Raw genomic sequence first — 15,803 nt, 5'->3', positions numbered from 1 at the left:
GGTGAGTAGGTTCTCCAGTGGTGGTCGTGCCTGAGTTCAGGCCATTTGAAAATTCGACTTTTTCAACAGAATCGGCCGATAACTGCCTGTGATCGAGGCATGTAATCGACTCATGGCTTACGGTTAAAACAGACAGAAATCGGCCAATAGACAAGGGTGGCGACAGGCAAAACTGGCCTGTATTCCCGGGCTTTAGCAATAAATGGCTCAAGCGGATGTTTCGGCGCTGCTCGCCCATCAGCGTCTTGATGATATTTTTCAGTAGCGGCTTTGGGACGCTCAGTCTGTACATCTGCGCTTGACGATTTTCCGTTTGCCGACTGTCATCCGGTTTTCAGTCGAGCGTTACGGTTCCTGACTGCCATGCTCATAGCGCATTAGCAGGCTCTTCCAGCCTGCGCACATCGCCCAAAGAATCACGCTGCATCGACTGCAGGTTTTTCTCGATGGTTTCGCAGAGGTCTTCCATCTGTATCTGGTGTTCGCTGTGGCGGAACGGGCTTTGCAAGTCGGTGCCGATGCGTTCGATGGCCAATAGCATGAAGCCCACGACGGTCGAAGCCAGTGGCGTGAACCAGCCGAGGGATTCCACCAGGCCCACCGGCACGATCAGGCAAAACAGCGAAATAAACAGCCGCGGAAAATACACGTAAGGGTAGGGCAGCGGGGTATTGGCGATCCGCTCCATGCCTCCCTGGCTGTTGGACAGGTCCACCAGGGTTGACTCAAGCCTGGCCAGGCGAATGCTGTCCAGCCGCCCGGCCTTGTACTCCCGGGCCAGCAACGCCGCTGAGCCGGTGAGGATGTCGTTGGCAAAGTTGTTGGTGGTGCCACTGCGAGCAAATTCCTCAGCGGGAATAAACGCGCGGACTTCCTCCGGACAAGCATGGCCCTGTAAATGCGCCGCCAGGCAATTCACATACGCCACGTGGCGGCGCAGCAGGGTCGACTTGACCGGATTGAACTCAGGGCCAGCGTCATCCAGCAACGTCAGCACCTGACGGGCGAAGCTGCGAGAGTTATTTATCATCGACCCCCACAACGTCCGCGCTTCCCACCAACGGTTATAGGCACTGCTGTTGCGAAAGCTGATCAGCACCACCAATGCCGAACCGAGCAATGTCAGGGGCATCAGCGGCAGGTTGATCTTGGCGTTGAGAAACAGCATGAAGTCCACGGTGACCGCGATGTCCCAGAGCAACAGCCAGAACAACGCCCAGCCCACGTAACCCATGGTCTTGATGATCAGTCGGTATTTTTTGATGACGGCAGCTTTCAAACGGAAACCTCGTGGTGAGCGGTAAGCATTAACGCCTTACCTCGGACGGTGTTTTCGGGGGAAAGGTTCGGTCTGCGACGCCGATTCATGTCGAGCCTTACCAAGGCTGGGGTGGCGTTGCTTCTTCATCAAATTGAACGCTGATTGACACGCGCCATCAGTTGCTCGGCACTTTCCTTGCGCTCCGAGTAGCGATCGACGAGAAAATCCTGGCGGTCGCGCAGCAGGAGGGTGAATTTCACCAGCTCCTCCATGACATCGACAACCCGATCATAGAACGGCGATGGTTTCATTCGCCCGGCGTCGTCGAATTCCATGTAAGCCTTCGGCACTGACGACTGATTGGGTATGGTGAACATGCGCATCCACCGTCCCAGCACACGCAGTTGATTGACCACGTTAAACGACTGGGAGCCGCCGCATACCTGCATCACTGCCAGGGTCTTGCCCTGGGTCGGACGAACTGCACCGAGCTCGAGCGGGATCCAGTCGATCTGTGCCTTGAATACCGCCGACATCGCGCCATGGCGCTCCGGCGAACACCAGACCTGACCTTCCGACCACACCACCAGATCGCGCAGTTCCTGCACCTTGGGGTGTTCGACCGGAGCATCGTCAGGCAACGGCAAGCCGGACGGGTTGAAGGTGCGCACCTCTGCGCCGAAGTGCTCAAGCAGGCGGGCGGCTTCTTCTACCAGCAGCCGGCTGAAAGAGCGTTCGCGGGTCGATCCGTACAGCAGCAGGATGCGCGGTTTGGGGGCGCCCGGGGTCGATGTTTGCAGACCTTCGAACAGGGTGGCGTCGAGGTTGGGCAGGTGTTCTGACATGAACAGTTCTCCTCAGAGAGTGCCGATGCGATCGAGCTCGTGTTTGAGTTCATCGCGGCTTAGACGGTTGAAGGGCAGTTCGAGGAAGGCCTGGCAGCGTTGTTCGATGCGCGCGAGCGTGGCACGGAAAGCGGCGTCGATCAGCGCTTCGTCACCGCTGACATCGGATGGATCTTCCAGCCCCCAGTGGGCTTTCAGCGCAGGGCCGAAGTAAACGGGGCAAGCTTCACCTGCGGCCTTGTCGCAGACGCTGATGACGATGTCCGGCGGGTTGCCTGCGAAGGCATCGTTGCCTTTACTGTACAAACCATCGGTGGAGATACCGGCCTGCTGCAAGGTAGACAGGCTGCGCGGCAACACCTGGCCCTTGGGAAAGCTGCCAGAACTCACCGCTGCGAACCCGGCGGGCGCCAGATGATTGAACATGGCTTCAGACAGAATGCTGCGGCAGCTGTTGGCCGTGCACATGAAGAGGACTTGCATGGAGTACTCCAGCCGCTATGGGCGAACATCAAAGGACGGATCGAAGGGGGTTCAGCAGCAGGCGCTTTCGCGCACAGGCCGTGCATTCATGTTCTGCAGGCGTGAGGAGTTGTCCATGAGCCAATCGGCATTAGCCTTTGCCGTCACTCGCAGGATTTCGTGAACCCACTCCGGCAGCTGCGGGTTAAGACGGTAATACACCCACTGGCCCTGACGCCGATCCAGCAGCAGGCCGTTGCTACGCAATTGTGCAAGGTGACGGCTGATTTTCGGTTGACTATCGTCGAGCGCGCACATCAGTTCGCAGACGCATAACTCGCCCTGCTCGGCAATCAGCAGGGTGGCGCGCAGGCGGGTCTCGTCAGCCAGGCTCTTGAAGATTTCAAGGGGGGTGATCATCGCAAGCGCTCTTTACATATGGATGATCGAATATACGGATAACCATATGTATTAAGCAAGTCAGAAACTCATGCGGCTTAGCCGAGTAGGCGTGGCGGCAATGCCATCTGCTTTTGTGTGCGTAATGGTTGTAAGGCCAATGGTTGCCAGGCTTGTGGCCTGGACTGTGCACGCGCGGTAGGCATGAAATGGAGTGTCTGCACTTTTCAGCTTTCAGCAGCAGTGCTTGGCTCCTGACCCGCCTCAGCTTCCATTTTCAAGCGGTCAGCCTTGCTGATGTATTTCGCCTTGGCCGGTGCCAATTTGGCGCTGGCCTTTTTCGCGTGAGCCTTCAACAACTGCTTTATTTTTTTCTGCCGGTTCATTTTTCTCTGCCCAACTTGTAAGTTCATCAATGATATCAGCTTACAAATTGAGCCAGATCCACATATGGACAAAACCGCCTGCGATCTTCCAGGGCTGCTCATCCGCCAGCCGATCCCCGCCGACGCGCGCGCGATCGCCACGCTGCACATCCGCAGCTGGCAGGCGACCTATCGGGGGCTGCTGTCGGATGGATACCTGAGTGCGCTGGACGCCAGCGTAGATCGGCGCGTGGCCTTTCTGGCCAAAGCCATCGAGGATGGTAGCCAGGCAATTCGGGTGGCAGAACTGGAGGGCAACCTGGTCGGCTGGAGCTCATTCGGGTCCAGCCGTGACGAGGATGCCGGCGCAGGCGATGGCGAACTGAAGGCCATCTACCTTGACCCACAGGCTTGGGGCCAGGGCATCGGCACGGCGCTGTGGGTTGTGTCGCGCGAGGTGCTGGGGGGTGAGGGTTTTCAGCGAGTCAGCGCCTGGGTGCTGGACGGCAACGAGCGCGCCAGTCGCTTTTACCGCAAACTCGGTTTCAAGGCAGAGGCGGCCAGCCAGCGCACGTTCGAGGAGAACGGCGAGCCACTACCGCTGACTCGCTATCACCTTCAGCTCAACGCTGGGTTGTGATTTTCCCAGATACCATCCCAAAGACCGCCAGATTGCGCTGGGAGGGCGAAAAAACAGAGGGTAAGGCCACACAAAACGTTACCCATTAGGCGCCAAAACCGCTTCCTCCCGCGCCGTCGGCGAGGTTTCCGGCATGCCCACAATGAGCAAAACCAGCGCCACCGTCGCCACGCCAGCCAGCGTCAGGAACGCGGCGCTGTAGCCCGCCTCTTGCACGACAATGCCCGCCAGTCCGTTGCTGAACGCCGCCCCCAGGCCGAAAACGGTCGTGAGCGCGCCGAGGCTGATGTTGAAGTGCCCGGTGCCTTTGGTGAGGTCTTTGACTACCACGGGAAACAGCGCGCCGAAGATCCCCGCACCGACGCCGTCGAGCAGCTGCACGGCGACCAGCCAATAGGGGTCGTTGGACACGGTGTAGAGTGCGCCGCGCAACGGCAGAATCAGGAAACCGGCAAGCAGCAGCGGCTTGCGTCCCCACACATCCGCCTTGGCACCCACCAGCCAGGCGACCGGAACCATGACCAACTGCGCCGCGACAATGCACGCCGAAGTCAGTGGTGTCGCCATCTGTAAATTGACCTGAGCCAGTTTCTGGCTAACCAGCGGCAGCATCGCGGCGTTGGCCAGATGGAACAGCGCACAACAGATGGCGAACACCAACAATGGCTTGTTGGTGAGCAGCACTGACCATCCTGATGGTTGTTTCCCGTGCGCTGCATCGTCGGGATCGAAGCCTCGTGCGAGCTCGTGGTCGATCGCCCCGGCTGAAATAAACGTGACGGCCACCACACTGCCCAGCGCCATGACTGCCATCAGGTAGAACACGGCCACCGGGCCAAACAGGTATGCAAAGCCGCCTGCCAGCAGCGCCGAGCAAGCGTTCCCCGCATGATTGAACGTCTCGTTTCGCCCGGTCCGCCGGGTGAATGCCCGGGGGCCGGTGATGCCCAGCGAAATGGCGCAGATCGCGGGGGCGAATACCGACGCGGCGACTGCACTGATCGCTTGAGTCAGGGCCACCAGGCTGAACGAAGTCACAAATGGCAGCAGCAGGCAGCTGCCCGTCACCACCAGGGCCGCAATCGCAATAATCGCCCGTTTGCTACGCGCCCGGTCGATCAACGCTCCGGCAGGAGTCTGGGCCATGAGCGCGGCGACACCCGCCAGCGTCATCACCAGGCCAATACTGGCCGGCTCCCATTGATGAACAGCCAACAGGTAAATGGCCAGATAAGGGCCGAGACCGTCGCGGACATCGGCGAGGAAGAAATTCACACTGTCCAGCGAGAGATTGTTAAGGCGATCTTGATGGCTGCCCAAGGCGATATCTTCAGTAATCGAGGTCTGGGGAAAGGACTCAACCTCCGCATCGCTAGTGACTGTTGGCGATGGAGGTAAGTTTCATCCCGCGCAGCGCGGGCGTGTGAGTCAGGAAATACTTCCACTGGAATCCGAGACGGTTCCGGCCTTGATCGCCTATCCGCCGCTCGCCGAGCCACTCGCCCGCGGGGTTGTGATCATCCAGTATCGAGCGGAGCACGCCAGGATCATGCCGGTATTTGGTAAAGCGGCTGTTGAGGTATCACCTCGTCTCGCTCACCTTAGTGCCCGGACAGGCGCCGACGCCAATCCCCGCCATGCTGGACTTGGCACTCCTCTTCAGAGTCGAACCGCACGCAGCGGTCCACTGGCACTGAATCGACACCCGCTTCGTCCAGCGCAATGGCCGTGAGTGCTCGCATGCGTGTGTCCTGCCCACAGGAAAGCGCTTGCTCCTTGCTCGCACGGGTCTCAAACACCCAGATCACCCTGAGGCTTTGTGGAAAAGCATCGTAGTCGACCGTGTGAGTCAGCCAGTCAAACCCGGTGATTTCAGCTTTCGCCATTTCGCAGGCTTCGGTCAGCGTAGCGACCAGGCGGCGTTCGATACGGGCGCTGTCGCGCTTATTGGCAGGCATGTTGACTCCTAAAAAGATAGTTGACGGATAGCGTGTGCGATCGCGGCATTCAGCGCGGCAACCGGTGGATCCGCTCGTTGATCCACTCCCGACTGTACGCCAGCACCCTGTCGGCCAGCGCCGTCGGAAAATGGATGAACCCGTGTGCGCACTCCGGCAGATGGTGCACCTCAACCTGCGCAACTTCGCCCCAACGCTCAGCGATAGCCCGGGTGTCGTCCCGAAGAGGGTCCAGTTCGCCCACGAACATCAGCGCTGGTGGAAGACCGCTAAAGTCGCCATAGAGTGGAGACAGGGGCGGCTGGCGGCGTTGTGCATCGCTCAAGCCCGGGGTGAGCCTGCGCAGCGCATCGACCATGCCCGGACCGTCGAGCAACAAGGTTTCCGGGCCCGCCGTGCGCACGCTTGGCGTTCCCGTCAGGTCGTAGACTCCGTAATAAAGCACCGCGCCGCTCACTCGCCGGAGCATTGTCGGCCAGGCCTTGAGCGCCAACAAGGTCGCCGCAGCGAGATGCGCGCCTGCGGATTCGCCGACCAAGATCACGGGCAGCCCGGCAAATTCCTCACACTCATTGCCAAGCAACCAGCGAGCGGCGCCCAGGCAATCATTCATCAGCGCTGCAATCGGTGTTGACACTGCCAGGCGGTAATCGACCGAGACGGTGGCGACATTGCACGCCTTGACCATCGCCAGGTTAAAGGCGTCATCCATCTGCGCATTGCCGATGACCCAACCGCCGCCATGGAAGTCCAGCACGAGGCCCTGAATCTCCCCCTGGGGTCGAATGATCCGCAGGGGCACAGCTACGCCATCCACGTTGATCACGCGTTTTTCGGCGGTGAGCCCATGCCTGGCCAATTGCTTGTCGCCGCCGAGCTGGCTCATGCGCAACAGTGCTTGAATCACTCGCGGCGTGAGGCGATTGCGTATTTTGAAGCGTGGCATCCAGGCGAGCTTCTTGTTGAACTGGCGCATCTGCGCCACTTCAGAGGGGGCAAATTTGGCAAATGGCATGGTTCACTCCGCACGATTTGTTGGAGTAGACCCTGAACCGGGCCGCAGGTGCCGAGTCTTTTGCGACTGCCCTGAATGAGGCCGTGAGACAGCAGTGAGCAACCACACCGCCAACGCCGTCGCGCTGATCAAGGCGCCCAACAGGCTAACCGCCGGCCAGCCCCATAGGGCATAAACCTGGGTAGCCGCCGCAGCGCCCAGTGCGCTGCCAACCGAGTAAAAGCACATGTAAGCGCCGACCATGCGGCTCTGGGCGTCGGGTCGTGCGGCGAAAATGAGGCTCTGATTAGTGACGTGTACGGCTTGCACGGCGAAATCCAAAAGGATCACACCGCAAACCAGCGCCACCAGGGACGTCTGGGCAAAGCTGATAGGCAGCCAGGACAGTGTCAGCAGCCCCAGGGAAATGCCGGTCACCCGTTGTCCCAGGCCTCGATCCGCCCAACGGCCAGCCCTCCTGGCAGCCAGTGCGCCGGCAACCCCGGCCAGGCCAAACAGGCCGATAGCCGTGTGCGAAAGCGCGAGTGGCGGGGCGCTCAGGGGCAACACCATGGAGGTCCACAGCGCTGAAAAAGCCGCGAAAATCAGCAAGGCGAGCAAGCCCCTGGCGCGAAGGGTGGGCTCGGTGACAAACAATTTGAACAGCGAACCGATAAGCCCCAGGTAGGACTCACGATGCGCCGGCGACGCGGTGACCGGCACCACTTTCCACAGCACCAGCGCGATGCTCAGCATCAATCCTGAAGACATGAAGTAGACCGCGCGCCATCCCGCGATGTCGGCAATCAGGCCCGAGGTGAAGCGCGCCAGCAGGATGCCCAGCACAATGCCGCTGGTGACCGTGCCCACGGCCTGCCCGCGTTGTGACGGTGTGGCGAGCACGGCGGCGTAGGCCACGAGTATTTGCACCACCACTGCCAGCAGACCTACCGCGACCATCGCACTCAACAGTGCCAGCCATTGCTGTGCGGCGCCGACTGCCGCCAGAGCAAGTGCCGACAACAGCACCTGAGTCAGTATCAGCCGCTTGCGGTTGACCAGGTCCCCCAGAGGCACGATAAACAGCAGCCCCAGGGCATACCCCACCTGAGTTGCGGTGACCACGATGCCGATCATCGATGAAGCAACACCCAGGCTCTGTGCCATCGAATCGAGCAACGGTTGCGCGAAGTAGACGTTGGCCACTGCAAGGGCGCAGGTGACGGAGAACAGCAAGGTGAGCGATGGAGAAAGACCTTGAGACTGGCATGGCCTTCCCTTGGCCGAGGATAGAGTGACTGATTCGGCATCGACTGGCATGTGCGCCTCCGTGGCGTTAAGCTGGTTGCAATTAAAAACTGGTTTTAATTGTTACGTTATCGGGTTTTAAATTGCAACCACATTGCACAGAGGCAGGACGATGTTCGATGACAATTCACCAACAGGCAACGAGTGCCCGGTCGCAAGGACACTGGAAGCCATCGGCGATCGCTGGTCGCTGATGATCATCCGCGATGCCTTCGACGATATTCGCCGGTTCAGCGAGTTTCAGAAGAGCCTGGGCGTGGCGAAGAATATCCTCGCGTCGCGCTTGAAGACGCTGGTTCAGGTCGGGGTATTCGAGGTGTGCCCGGCATCGGATGGCAGCGCGTACAAGGAGTACGTGTTGACTGACAAAGGCCGGGAGATTTTTCCGCTGGTGGTCAGCATGAGGCAGTGGGGCGAGCGGTTCTTGTTCGAGGCGGGGGAGACGCGGTCCGTGTTGCTGGACAAGGCATCCGGGGAGCCCTTGATGCCGATCGAGGTTCGCTCGGCAAGTGGGCAGAGGCTTGGGCCTTCGGATTGCCGCCGGGTGAGAGTCGTCGCAGCGGACTCGTAGGCGCCGGCTTGCTGGCGATAGCTTTAGATCTGATATCCCGCCGACATCGGCGGGATTCCCTCAGGCAATCAGCCGCTCAACCCAGATCTTCAGCCTGATGCCGTTCGGCAACCTGGCTCGCCTCATCGCCCCAGGTCCGGTTGACCCGCTGGCCACGGATGACCGCAGGCCGGTTGGCGATTTCCTCTGCCCAGCGCTGCAGATGGGTGTACTGGTCGGCCGACAGAAACTCGGCGGCCGAGTACACGTTGTTTCGCACCAGTTGGCCATACCAGGGCCACACCGCGATATCCGCGATGGAGTAGCGGTCGCCAGCAAGGTACGGGCTTTCGGCCAGGCGGCGATCCAGCACATCCAGCTGACGCTTGGCTTCCATGGTAAAGCGATTGATCGGGTACTCGAGCTTCTCCGGCGCATACGCATAAAAGTGTCCGAAGCCGCCGCCCAGGTAGGGCGCTGCGCCCATCTGCCAGAACAGCCAGTTCAGGGTCTCGGTACGTCCGGCCAAATCGGTCGGCAGAAACTCGCCGAACTTCTCGGCCAGGTACAGCAGGATCGCGCCGGACTCGAATACACGAACCGGCGGCTGCACACTGCGATCCAGCAGCGCGGGAATCTTCGAGTTTGGATTGATCTCGACAAAGCCACTGGAGAACTGGTCACCCTCACCGATACGGATCAACCAGGCATCGTACTCAGCGTCGCTGTGTCCCAGCGCCAGCAACTCCTCGAGCAGGATCGTGACTTTCACGCCATTGGGCGTCGCCAGCGAATAGAGCTGCAACGGATGCTTGCCCACCGGCAAGGTTTTTTCGTGAGTCGGGCCGGCGATGGGGCGGTTGATGCTGGCGAACTGTCCGCCGGACGGGGCGTTGTTCACCCAGACCTGCGGCGGGACGTAGGGAGCTTTACTCATCGGATAAACCTCATGATTTGTCGATAACTGAGAGGAGTGCGCCGGTCGTGGCTGCGAGGCGGTCATTTTACCAAAGGCATCGACCGCTTAACGTCGATCAGCCGTGAGATTACAGGTATCCGCCGGGAGCGAACACTGTGGATGTTGAGGGCAAAGAGGCGCTGAAATTCACCGTTGGATGCACTTTTATAAAGCGGGTTGCAGGGTGGCGCGCACCAGTTGGAAGCGAAAAACGAGTGCTCCTGTTTGTTCGCTGGCTGTGCGGCAGATGCCCTCGTCATTTAGCAAATGCCGCATCGCTCAAGCCCCCTGGGCCTGCAGCAGGCCTCTTCGCACGTCTACTCGGCAGCTCAACGAGCCTTGCTCCAGATGAAATTGCGGCACTCAAGGAATGTCTGGCACAAAGGCTGCAAGTCCCCCATTAGCTCTCCCGGGAACCATCCGGGTAGGCTGCCCCCTCGATCAACGACGATCGATCGGCCTGACAGGTCATGGGCAACAGCGGAGGATCAGGCGAAGTCGCCCGGTTGATTCCGCATAAGAACAGGCAAAGACGCCTGGAACCGTAAGGTTTCAGGCGTTTTTTTTTGCTTTTTTAAACCGTGATGAGCTTTGTCGGGTGCTTGATATGAATGCCAATGTTGCCGCGTTGAACAAGTTGAAAACACTGATCGTGGTCGGTAATGGCATGGTCGGACATCATTGTGTCGAGCAACTGATCGAACGCGGTGCCCTAGAGCACTATCGGCTGCATGTGTTCAGCGAGGAGCCGATGCGTGCCTACGATCGTGTGCACCTCTCCGAATACTTCACCGGCCGCGATGCCGAGTCCCTGGCGCTGTCCGATGCTTCGCTGTACCAAACGCCAGGTGTCACGCTGCACCTCGGGGTGCCGGTATTTGAAATCGACCGCGCCCGTCGTGAGGTGGTCACCGCGCAAGGTTGCATCGCCTACGACAAGTTGGTGTTGGCCACCGGGTCTTACCCGTTTGTGCCGCCTATCGAGGGCGCTGAAGGCGACTCGCGTCTTGTGTATCGCACCCTTGAAGACCTCGACGCCATCCGGGCTGCTGCCGTCAACGCCCGCCGGGGCGTGGTGGTGGGTGGGGGCCTGCTGGGGCTTGAAGCCGCCAACGCGCTGAAGAGCCTGGGCCTTGAAGCTCACGTGGTGGAATTTGCCCCGCGTTTGATGCCGGTGCAACTGGACGACCTGGGTGGCCTGGCGCTCAAGACGCAAATCGAACGGCTGGGGGTTGGCGTGCACTTGTCCCGTGCCACTCAATCGATCAGCGCCGGCGAGGACTACCGTTATCGGATGAATTTTGCCAATGACGAATTCCTCGAGACCGACCTGATCGTGTTCTCCGCCGGTATCCGCGCCCAGGACGCATTGGCCCGCCAGTCCGGCCTGGAGATTGGCCCACGTGGGGGCGTGGTGATCAACGACGAGTGCCTGAGCATCGACCCGAACATCTACGCGATCGGCGAGTGCGCGTCCTGGAACGGCAGCCTGTTCGGCCTGGTTGCGCCGGGTTACCAAATGGCCCGTAGCGTTGCCGCCCTGTTGTGCGAGCAGGCCGCCGAGCCGTTCATGGGGGCTGACATGTCGACCAAGCTGAAACTGCTCGGCGTGGACGTTGGTTCTATCGGCGACGCCCATGCCCACACGCCGGGTTCGCGCAGCTATCAGTTCATCGACGAGGCGACGGCCAGCTACCGGCGCCTGGTGGTGGACGCGACCGGCAAGCACGTGTTGGGTGCCGTGCTGGTGGGCGACAACAGCTACTACGACACCCTGCTGCAATACATGCAGAACAGCATCGTGCTGCCGAAGGAACCTGCCAGCCTGATCTTGCCGTCGTCTGCAGGCGCTCCGGTGCTCGGCCCCGGCGCGTTGCCTGCGGCTGCCACTGTTTGCTCGTGCCACAACGTCACCAAGGGCTCCATCTGCTCGGCGATCGAAGGCGGCTGCACCGACCTCGGGCTGCTGAAATCGCAGACCAAGGCGGGCACGGGTTGCGGTGGCTGTGCAGGTTTGCTCAAGCAGGTATTCGAGCACGAGTTGATCGCCCGTGGCGTCAGCGTCGACACCAGCCTGTGCGAACACTTCGCCTACACCCGCCAGGAACTGTATGCCCTGGTGCGGGTGGAATGCGTGACTACTTTTGAAGAGCTGCTGGCCAAACATGGCCGTGGGCACACGGGGTGCGGTATCTGCAAACCGGCCGTGGGATCGATCCTCGCGTCGTGCTGGAACCAGCCGATCATGGACGCCTCCCTGGTGCCGTTGCAGGACACCAATGACACGTTCATGGCCAACATGCAGAAGAACGGTACCTACTCGGTGGTGCCGCGCATTCCGGGCGGCGAAATCACCGCCGACAAACTGATCGCGATCGGCGTGGTGGCGAAGAAATACGATCTCTACACCAAGATCACTGGCGGTCAGCGCATCGACCTGTTCGGCGCACAGTTGCACGAATTGCCGGACATCTGGGCCGAGTTGATCGAGGCCGGTTTTGAAACCGGGCATGCCTACGGCAAATCGACGCGCACCGTGAAGTCGTGCGTAGGCAGCACCTGGTGCCGTTATGGCGTGCAGGACAGCGTGAAAATGGCCCTGGCGATCGAGGACCGCTACAAGGGCCTGCGTTCGCCGCACAAGCTCAAGTTCGCTGTGTCCGGATGCACCCGGGAGTGTGCCGAGGCGCAAAGCAAAGACGTGGGCGTGATCGCTACCGAGAACGGCTGGAACCTGTTCATCGCCGGTAACGGCGGTATGCGGCCGCGCCACGCTGAACTCTTCGCCACGGACCTGGACGATGAAACCCTGATCCGCTACATCGACCGCTTCCTGATGTTTTACATCCGCACCGCCGACAAATTGCAGCGCACCTCGGTCTGGCGCGAAAGCCTGGAGGGCGGGCTGGATTACCTCAAGGATGTGATCATCCACGACAGCCTGGGCCTGGGCGCCGAACTCGAATCGCAGATGCAGCTGGTGGTCGATCGCTACGAGTGTGAGTGGGCCAACGCCCTCAAGGACCCGGAAAAGCTCAAGCGCTTCCGCACCTTCGTCAACGACAAGCGCCCGGATCCGGATATCCATTTCGTCCAGGAGCGCGGTCAGCGCCGTCCGATCATCGTCACCGAACTCAACCTCATTCCTGTCATCGAGGAGATTGCCTGATGAGCCAGTCCAACACTCAGCGAAACCTTGCAGCCTGGAAAGCGGTTTGCAGTGAACAAGACCTGGTCAGCAACTCCGGGGTCGTCGTCTGGTTCGAGGGCGCGCAAGTGGCGTTGTTCTACCTGCCTGAGGCCCAGGGCCGGTCGCTTTACGCGATCGACAATCACGACCCGCAATCCGGGGCGAATGTGATCGGTCGCGGTTTGATCGGCAACATCAAGGGGGACATGGTGGTTGCGTCGCCTATCTACAAGCAGCATTTTCGCCTGGAAGATGGCCACTGCCTGGAGTCGGCGCAGCAGCGGTTGCGGGTTTGGCCTGTGCGCTTGAACAGTGGCATGGTTGAACTGGGTGTGGACTGACTGACGCCGGGGCCGGGCCCCGGACCTTTGACTTCATTCGCAAAACGGTTAATATATGATTCATATATATTTCGTATGGTTGAAGTCATGGGTATTGTGAAGATCTCCGAAGGCATGCACGAAAACCTGCGCGTCGCCAGCGACGCGCTGAGTCGCTCGATCAACGCGCAGGCCGAGCACTGGATGCGCATTGGCATGCTCGCCGAGCTGCACCCGAACCTGGACCACAGCGACATCTGCCGCTTGCTGGTGCGTGCCGAACTGGCGGGAGGCCTGGACCTGAATCAACTGTGTGATCTGGCGCAAAACGCCCAAGGCCTGCAGCTTGCAGCAGGCAGCGGAGCCGGCAAATGAAGGCCATCGTTCCGATCAACACGGCGGCGCAAATAGCCCAGTCGCGCACAGCTGCACAACTGGCGGCCGAAGTGCTGGCCATGATTACCCCCCATGTGAAAGCGGGGGTCTCCACCAACGAACTTGATCGACTCTGCCACGACCACATCGTCAACGTGCAGAAAGCCATAGCTGGTAATATCGGCTATCACGGCTTTCCGAAAACCGTGTGCACTTCCGTCAACCAAGTGGTCTGCCATGGCATTCCAACGGATGAGCCTTTGAAAGACGGCGACATCCTCAATATCGACATCGCCGTGATCAAGGACGGCTGGTACGGCGACACCAGCCGCATGTACTTTGTCGGCGAGCCGGCCCCCGAGGCGCGACGCCTGGTCAAGACCACCTATGACGCCATGTGCGCCGGCATTCGGGCTGTACGGCCGGGTGCGACCCTGGGCGACATTGGTTATGCCATTCAAACCGTCGCCGAGCGCGAAGGCTTCAGTGTGGTGCGCGAATACTGCGGGCACGGCATCGGCAAGGTCTATCACGATGAGCCGCAGATCCTGCATTACGGCTATCCGGGGCAGGGCCTGAAGTTGAAAGCCGGGATGATTTTCACCATTGAGCCGATGCTCAATGCCGGTAAGCGGCACGTGAAGACCCTGGCGGATGGCTGGACCGTTGTGACCAAGGATGAGTCCCTTTCGGCACAGTGGGAGCACATGGTGGCGGTGACTGACGATGGCTTTGAAGTGTTGTCGGTTTGGCCGGACAGCAGTGATGTTTATCCTGCGATTGTTTAGTGGCCCAGTTGGGCCATCAGGGTGACCGGTTCAACCACGCGTGATTCAGGTCGGCAAGCCGACCTGAATCGCCGCCACTCAGAAATACTTCAGCCAGCCAATATCCCGACGCCGCGCCTTTAATGCCGCAAACCAGCGCACTGGCAAATATAGCGATGCGGCCAGTATTAGCGCCGTCAACCACACCGCCCAAATGCTGTCGAAACCGAAGTAGTTGCCCTGGTTCAAGCCAAACACCGCAACGCTGATCAGGTACAGCACCTTGAGCACATAAAGGTGCAGCAAGTAGAAGAACATCGGCGCGGCACCAAACACCGCCAGGGTACTGATCCACTTGCGTTGCTGGGCCCGCTCGAAGCCCAGTAGCAACAGCAGGCCCGCCCCGATTGTCAGGGCAAGGAATAGCAGGGAAGGCGGGTACTTGGTGATGTTGAAGAAGCTCGTCAACGTTTGAGTGGTGCCTTCATAGGCGAGCCATTGCGCTTCGCCGTATCCATTGACAAGGCGCAATGCAAAGAACCCCAGCAACACCCCTGAACCTGCCACCAGCAGTTTGCGTTGGCGTGAGTTGACGCTTGCTGAGCCGCCAAACCAGGGGCCGATGCAGTACCCGAGAGCGATCACACCTATCCAAGGCAGGACCGGATAGGACGTGCGCAACCTCAGCTGCTCGGATACCTCGATCCAGCCGCGATCATGCAGGATCGCCCAAGGTACGTGCAGGCTTGAGCCGACCGGGAAGTGCAGGCCGTCGAGCAGGTTGTGCCCGGCGACGATGATCGCGGCCACAACGAACAGGACGGGCCTAGGCAGCCACACCAGGATGGCAAGCGCAATCATGCTGACGCCGATGGCCCAGATCACTTGCATGTAGATCACGCTAGGTGGGAGCTGGAAGGTCCAGGCGAAATTCACCAGGGTGAATTCCAGCACCACCAGGAACAGGCCGCGCTTGAACAGGAAGGTGCAGACGTCGCTTTTGCCCTGATGCTTTTCGCCGTAGAGGTAGGCGGACAAACCGGTTAACAGGACAAATACCGGGGCACACAGGTGGGCGAGGGTGCGGCTGAAGAACAGGGCCGGTTCAGTGGTGTCGATGCCCATGGGGTCGGCTACCTGGCGGTGCAGGAAAAACGTTTCGCGCACGTGGTCGAGCAGCATGAACAGGATGACTAATCCCCTGAGGGCATCGATGGATAGCAGGCGCTGGTTCAGGCGTGTGGCGGGAGGGATGTGGACAGGGATTGTCATGAGGAAATCGCAGGCAGTGATTGGTAGGTAATGTTATCCTATAACGTTTTTATTGAGTTGTGCCATTGGTTTGTAGGAGCGAGCTTGCTCGCGAAAAACCTGAGGACGCTGCGGGGCGCCTGATGCCCCGCGTTATCGT

The 15,803-nt window shown here is 60.0% G+C and carries 18 protein-coding genes and 2 pseudogenes; 8 read left to right on the top strand and 12 right to left on the bottom strand.

The window, feature by feature from the left end; genetic code table 11:
- From AAEZ09_RS27660 to AAEZ09_RS27640, 5 genes are all read right to left on the bottom strand, one after another.
- Nucleotides 1-292, bottom strand: a 292-nt coding sequence (locus tag AAEZ09_RS27660; RefSeq protein ID WP_350601552.1) for a hypothetical protein, incomplete at its 3' end; no start/stop codon positions are given.
- A 75-nt stretch (nucleotides 293-367) separates the two neighbouring features.
- On the bottom strand, nucleotides 368-1,279 hold the full coding sequence (locus tag AAEZ09_RS27655; protein ID WP_045059434.1) for a bestrophin family protein: 912 nt from the start codon (nucleotides 1,277-1,279) through the stop codon (nucleotides 368-370).
- A 128-nt stretch (nucleotides 1,280-1,407) separates the two neighbouring features.
- Nucleotides 1,408-2,106, bottom strand: coding sequence for an arsenical resistance protein ArsH (gene arsH / locus AAEZ09_RS27650; RefSeq protein WP_350601549.1), 699 nt, complete (start codon nucleotides 2,104-2,106; stop codon nucleotides 1,408-1,410).
- A 12-nt stretch (nucleotides 2,107-2,118) separates the two neighbouring features.
- Nucleotides 2,119-2,589, bottom strand: a complete 471-nt coding sequence (locus tag AAEZ09_RS27645; protein ID WP_045059432.1) for an arsenate reductase ArsC — start codon at nucleotides 2,587-2,589, stop codon at nucleotides 2,119-2,121.
- A 51-nt stretch (nucleotides 2,590-2,640) separates the two neighbouring features.
- Complete coding sequence (locus tag AAEZ09_RS27640) at nucleotides 2,641-2,988, bottom strand: metalloregulator ArsR/SmtB family transcription factor (protein ID WP_350601548.1); 348 nt, start codon at nucleotides 2,986-2,988, stop codon at nucleotides 2,641-2,643.
- 97 nt (nucleotides 2,989-3,085) lie between these two features.
- On the opposite strand from AAEZ09_RS27640, the pseudogene AAEZ09_RS27635 reads away from it, so the two are divergent.
- Nucleotides 3,086-3,169 (top strand): annotated as a pseudogene (locus AAEZ09_RS27635) (DUF2798 domain-containing protein); the annotation flags it as partial.
- A 25-nt stretch (nucleotides 3,170-3,194) separates the two neighbouring features.
- Here the strand turns inward: AAEZ09_RS27635 and AAEZ09_RS27630 are convergent.
- On the bottom strand, nucleotides 3,195-3,455 hold the full coding sequence (locus AAEZ09_RS27630) for a DUF2986 domain-containing protein (protein WP_350601545.1): 261 nt from the start codon (nucleotides 3,453-3,455) through the stop codon (nucleotides 3,195-3,197).
- Here AAEZ09_RS27630 and AAEZ09_RS27625 point away from each other — a divergent pair.
- Nucleotides 3,418-3,972: a GNAT family N-acetyltransferase gene (locus AAEZ09_RS27625; RefSeq protein WP_350601543.1), complete on the top strand. Its 555-nt coding sequence runs from the start codon at nucleotides 3,418-3,420 to the stop codon at nucleotides 3,970-3,972. The genes AAEZ09_RS27630 and AAEZ09_RS27625 overlap by 38 nt on opposite strands.
- Before the next feature lie 78 nt (nucleotides 3,973-4,050).
- Here AAEZ09_RS27625 and AAEZ09_RS27620 read toward each other — a convergent pair whose 3' ends face one another.
- Nucleotides 4,051-5,292 (bottom strand): MFS transporter, encoded by a 1,242-nt coding sequence (locus AAEZ09_RS27620; RefSeq protein WP_350601542.1) that lies wholly within the window; start codon nucleotides 5,290-5,292, stop codon nucleotides 4,051-4,053.
- 115 nt (nucleotides 5,293-5,407) lie between these two features.
- On the opposite strand from AAEZ09_RS27620, the pseudogene AAEZ09_RS27615 reads away from it, so the two are divergent.
- A pseudogene (locus tag AAEZ09_RS27615) lies at nucleotides 5,408-5,575 on the top strand (DUF6130 family protein); the annotation flags it as partial.
- On the opposite strand, the gene AAEZ09_RS27610 reads toward AAEZ09_RS27615, so the two are convergent.
- The 3 genes from AAEZ09_RS27610 to AAEZ09_RS27600 are packed head-to-tail and all read right to left on the bottom strand — an operon-like array spanning nucleotide 5,574 to nucleotide 8,244.
- The gene (locus AAEZ09_RS27610; RefSeq protein WP_350601540.1) at nucleotides 5,574-5,930 is read right to left on the bottom strand and encodes a hypothetical protein; all 357 of its coding nucleotides are present in this window, start codon (nucleotides 5,928-5,930) and stop codon (nucleotides 5,574-5,576) included. The pseudogene AAEZ09_RS27615 and the gene AAEZ09_RS27610 overlap by 2 nt on opposite strands.
- A 49-nt stretch (nucleotides 5,931-5,979) precedes the next feature.
- Nucleotides 5,980-6,945 carry an alpha/beta hydrolase fold domain-containing protein gene (locus tag AAEZ09_RS27605; protein ID WP_350601539.1) on the bottom strand — a complete coding sequence of 322 codons (966 nt, stop codon included), beginning with the start codon at nucleotides 6,943-6,945 and terminating at the stop codon, nucleotides 5,980-5,982.
- Nucleotides 6,946-6,948: 3 nt separating this feature from the next.
- Nucleotides 6,949-8,244 carry an MFS transporter gene (locus AAEZ09_RS27600; protein WP_350601537.1) on the bottom strand — a complete coding sequence of 432 codons (1,296 nt, stop codon included), beginning with the start codon at nucleotides 8,242-8,244 and terminating at the stop codon, nucleotides 6,949-6,951.
- A 100-nt stretch (nucleotides 8,245-8,344) separates the two neighbouring features.
- Between AAEZ09_RS27600 and AAEZ09_RS27595 the strand changes: the two genes are divergently transcribed.
- Complete coding sequence (locus tag AAEZ09_RS27595; protein WP_350601536.1) at nucleotides 8,345-8,803, top strand: winged helix-turn-helix transcriptional regulator; 459 nt, start codon at nucleotides 8,345-8,347, stop codon at nucleotides 8,801-8,803.
- Between the two features lie 76 nt (nucleotides 8,804-8,879).
- Here AAEZ09_RS27595 and yghU read toward each other — a convergent pair whose 3' ends face one another.
- Complete coding sequence (yghU, locus tag AAEZ09_RS27590) at nucleotides 8,880-9,719, bottom strand: glutathione-dependent disulfide-bond oxidoreductase (protein WP_350601534.1); 840 nt, start codon at nucleotides 9,717-9,719, stop codon at nucleotides 8,880-8,882.
- A gap of 628 nt (nucleotides 9,720-10,347) precedes the next feature.
- Here yghU and nirB point away from each other — a divergent pair.
- The 4 genes from nirB (at nucleotide 10,348) to map (ending at nucleotide 14,413) form a co-directional block, all read left to right on the top strand.
- Complete coding sequence (gene nirB / locus AAEZ09_RS27585) at nucleotides 10,348-12,909, top strand: nitrite reductase large subunit NirB (RefSeq protein ID WP_350601533.1); 2,562 nt, start codon at nucleotides 10,348-10,350, stop codon at nucleotides 12,907-12,909.
- Nucleotides 12,909-13,271: a nitrite reductase small subunit NirD gene (gene nirD, locus AAEZ09_RS27580; protein ID WP_045059422.1), complete on the top strand. Its 363-nt coding sequence runs from the start codon at nucleotides 12,909-12,911 to the stop codon at nucleotides 13,269-13,271. The genes nirB and nirD overlap by 1 nt, the downstream gene beginning before the upstream one ends.
- 87 nt (nucleotides 13,272-13,358) lie before the next feature.
- Complete coding sequence (locus tag AAEZ09_RS27575; RefSeq protein WP_045059602.1) at nucleotides 13,359-13,625, top strand: ParD-like family protein; 267 nt, start codon at nucleotides 13,359-13,361, stop codon at nucleotides 13,623-13,625.
- On the top strand, nucleotides 13,622-14,413 hold the full coding sequence (map, locus tag AAEZ09_RS27570) for a type I methionyl aminopeptidase (protein WP_350601530.1): 792 nt from the start codon (nucleotides 13,622-13,624) through the stop codon (nucleotides 14,411-14,413). Before AAEZ09_RS27575 ends, map begins: the two co-directional genes overlap by 4 nt.
- A gap of 78 nt (nucleotides 14,414-14,491) precedes the next feature.
- Here map and AAEZ09_RS27565 read toward each other — a convergent pair whose 3' ends face one another.
- Nucleotides 14,492-15,664, bottom strand: coding sequence for an acetyltransferase domain-containing protein (locus tag AAEZ09_RS27565; RefSeq protein ID WP_350601529.1), 1,173 nt, complete (start codon nucleotides 15,662-15,664; stop codon nucleotides 14,492-14,494).
- Between the last annotated feature and the right edge of the window lie 139 nt (nucleotides 15,665-15,803).

It is taken from the genome of Pseudomonas sp. 65/3-MNA-CIBAN-0223, from assembly GCF_040310425.1.
GTDB lineage: Bacteria > Pseudomonadota > Gammaproteobacteria > Pseudomonadales > Pseudomonadaceae > Aquipseudomonas > Aquipseudomonas gregormendelii.
The sequence above is the reverse complement of the archived record's forward strand: the minus strand, read 5'-3'. Positions and strand labels throughout refer to the sequence as shown.

Excerpts from the sequence above, each read along its gene's own strand:
- arsH (WP_350601549.1), bottom strand. The coding sequence starts at position 2,106 with ATGTCAGAACACCTGCCCAACCTCGACGCCACCCTGTTCGAAGGTCTG.
- AAEZ09_RS27645 (WP_045059432.1), bottom strand. The coding sequence starts at position 2,589 with ATGCAAGTCCTCTTCATGTGCACGGCCAACAGCTGCCGCAGCATTCTG.
- AAEZ09_RS27640 (WP_350601548.1), bottom strand. The coding sequence starts at position 2,988 with ATGATCACCCCCCTTGAAATCTTCAAGAGCCTGGCTGACGAGACCCGC.
- AAEZ09_RS27625 (WP_350601543.1), top strand. The coding sequence starts at position 3,418 with ATGGACAAAACCGCCTGCGATCTTCCAGGGCTGCTCATCCGCCAGCCG.
- AAEZ09_RS27630 (WP_350601545.1), bottom strand. The coding sequence starts at position 3,455 with ATGAGCAGCCCTGGAAGATCGCAGGCGGTTTTGTCCATATGTGGATCT.
- AAEZ09_RS27610 (WP_350601540.1), bottom strand. The coding sequence starts at position 5,930 with ATGCCTGCCAATAAGCGCGACAGCGCCCGTATCGAACGCCGCCTGGTC.
- AAEZ09_RS27605 (WP_350601539.1), bottom strand. The coding sequence starts at position 6,945 with ATGCCATTTGCCAAATTTGCCCCCTCTGAAGTGGCGCAGATGCGCCAG.
- AAEZ09_RS27600 (WP_350601537.1), bottom strand. The coding sequence starts at position 8,244 with ATGCCAGTCGATGCCGAATCAGTCACTCTATCCTCGGCCAAGGGAAGG.
- AAEZ09_RS27595 (WP_350601536.1), top strand. The coding sequence starts at position 8,345 with ATGTTCGATGACAATTCACCAACAGGCAACGAGTGCCCGGTCGCAAGG.
- yghU (WP_350601534.1), bottom strand. The coding sequence starts at position 9,719 with ATGAGTAAAGCTCCCTACGTCCCGCCGCAGGTCTGGGTGAACAACGCC.
- nirB (WP_350601533.1), top strand. The coding sequence starts at position 10,348 with ATGAATGCCAATGTTGCCGCGTTGAACAAGTTGAAAACACTGATCGTG.
- nirD (WP_045059422.1), top strand. The coding sequence starts at position 12,909 with ATGAGCCAGTCCAACACTCAGCGAAACCTTGCAGCCTGGAAAGCGGTT.
- AAEZ09_RS27575 (WP_045059602.1), top strand. The coding sequence starts at position 13,359 with ATGGGTATTGTGAAGATCTCCGAAGGCATGCACGAAAACCTGCGCGTC.
- map (WP_350601530.1), top strand. The coding sequence starts at position 13,622 with ATGAAGGCCATCGTTCCGATCAACACGGCGGCGCAAATAGCCCAGTCG.
- AAEZ09_RS27565 (WP_350601529.1), bottom strand. The coding sequence starts at position 15,664 with ATGACAATCCCTGTCCACATCCCTCCCGCCACACGCCTGAACCAGCGC.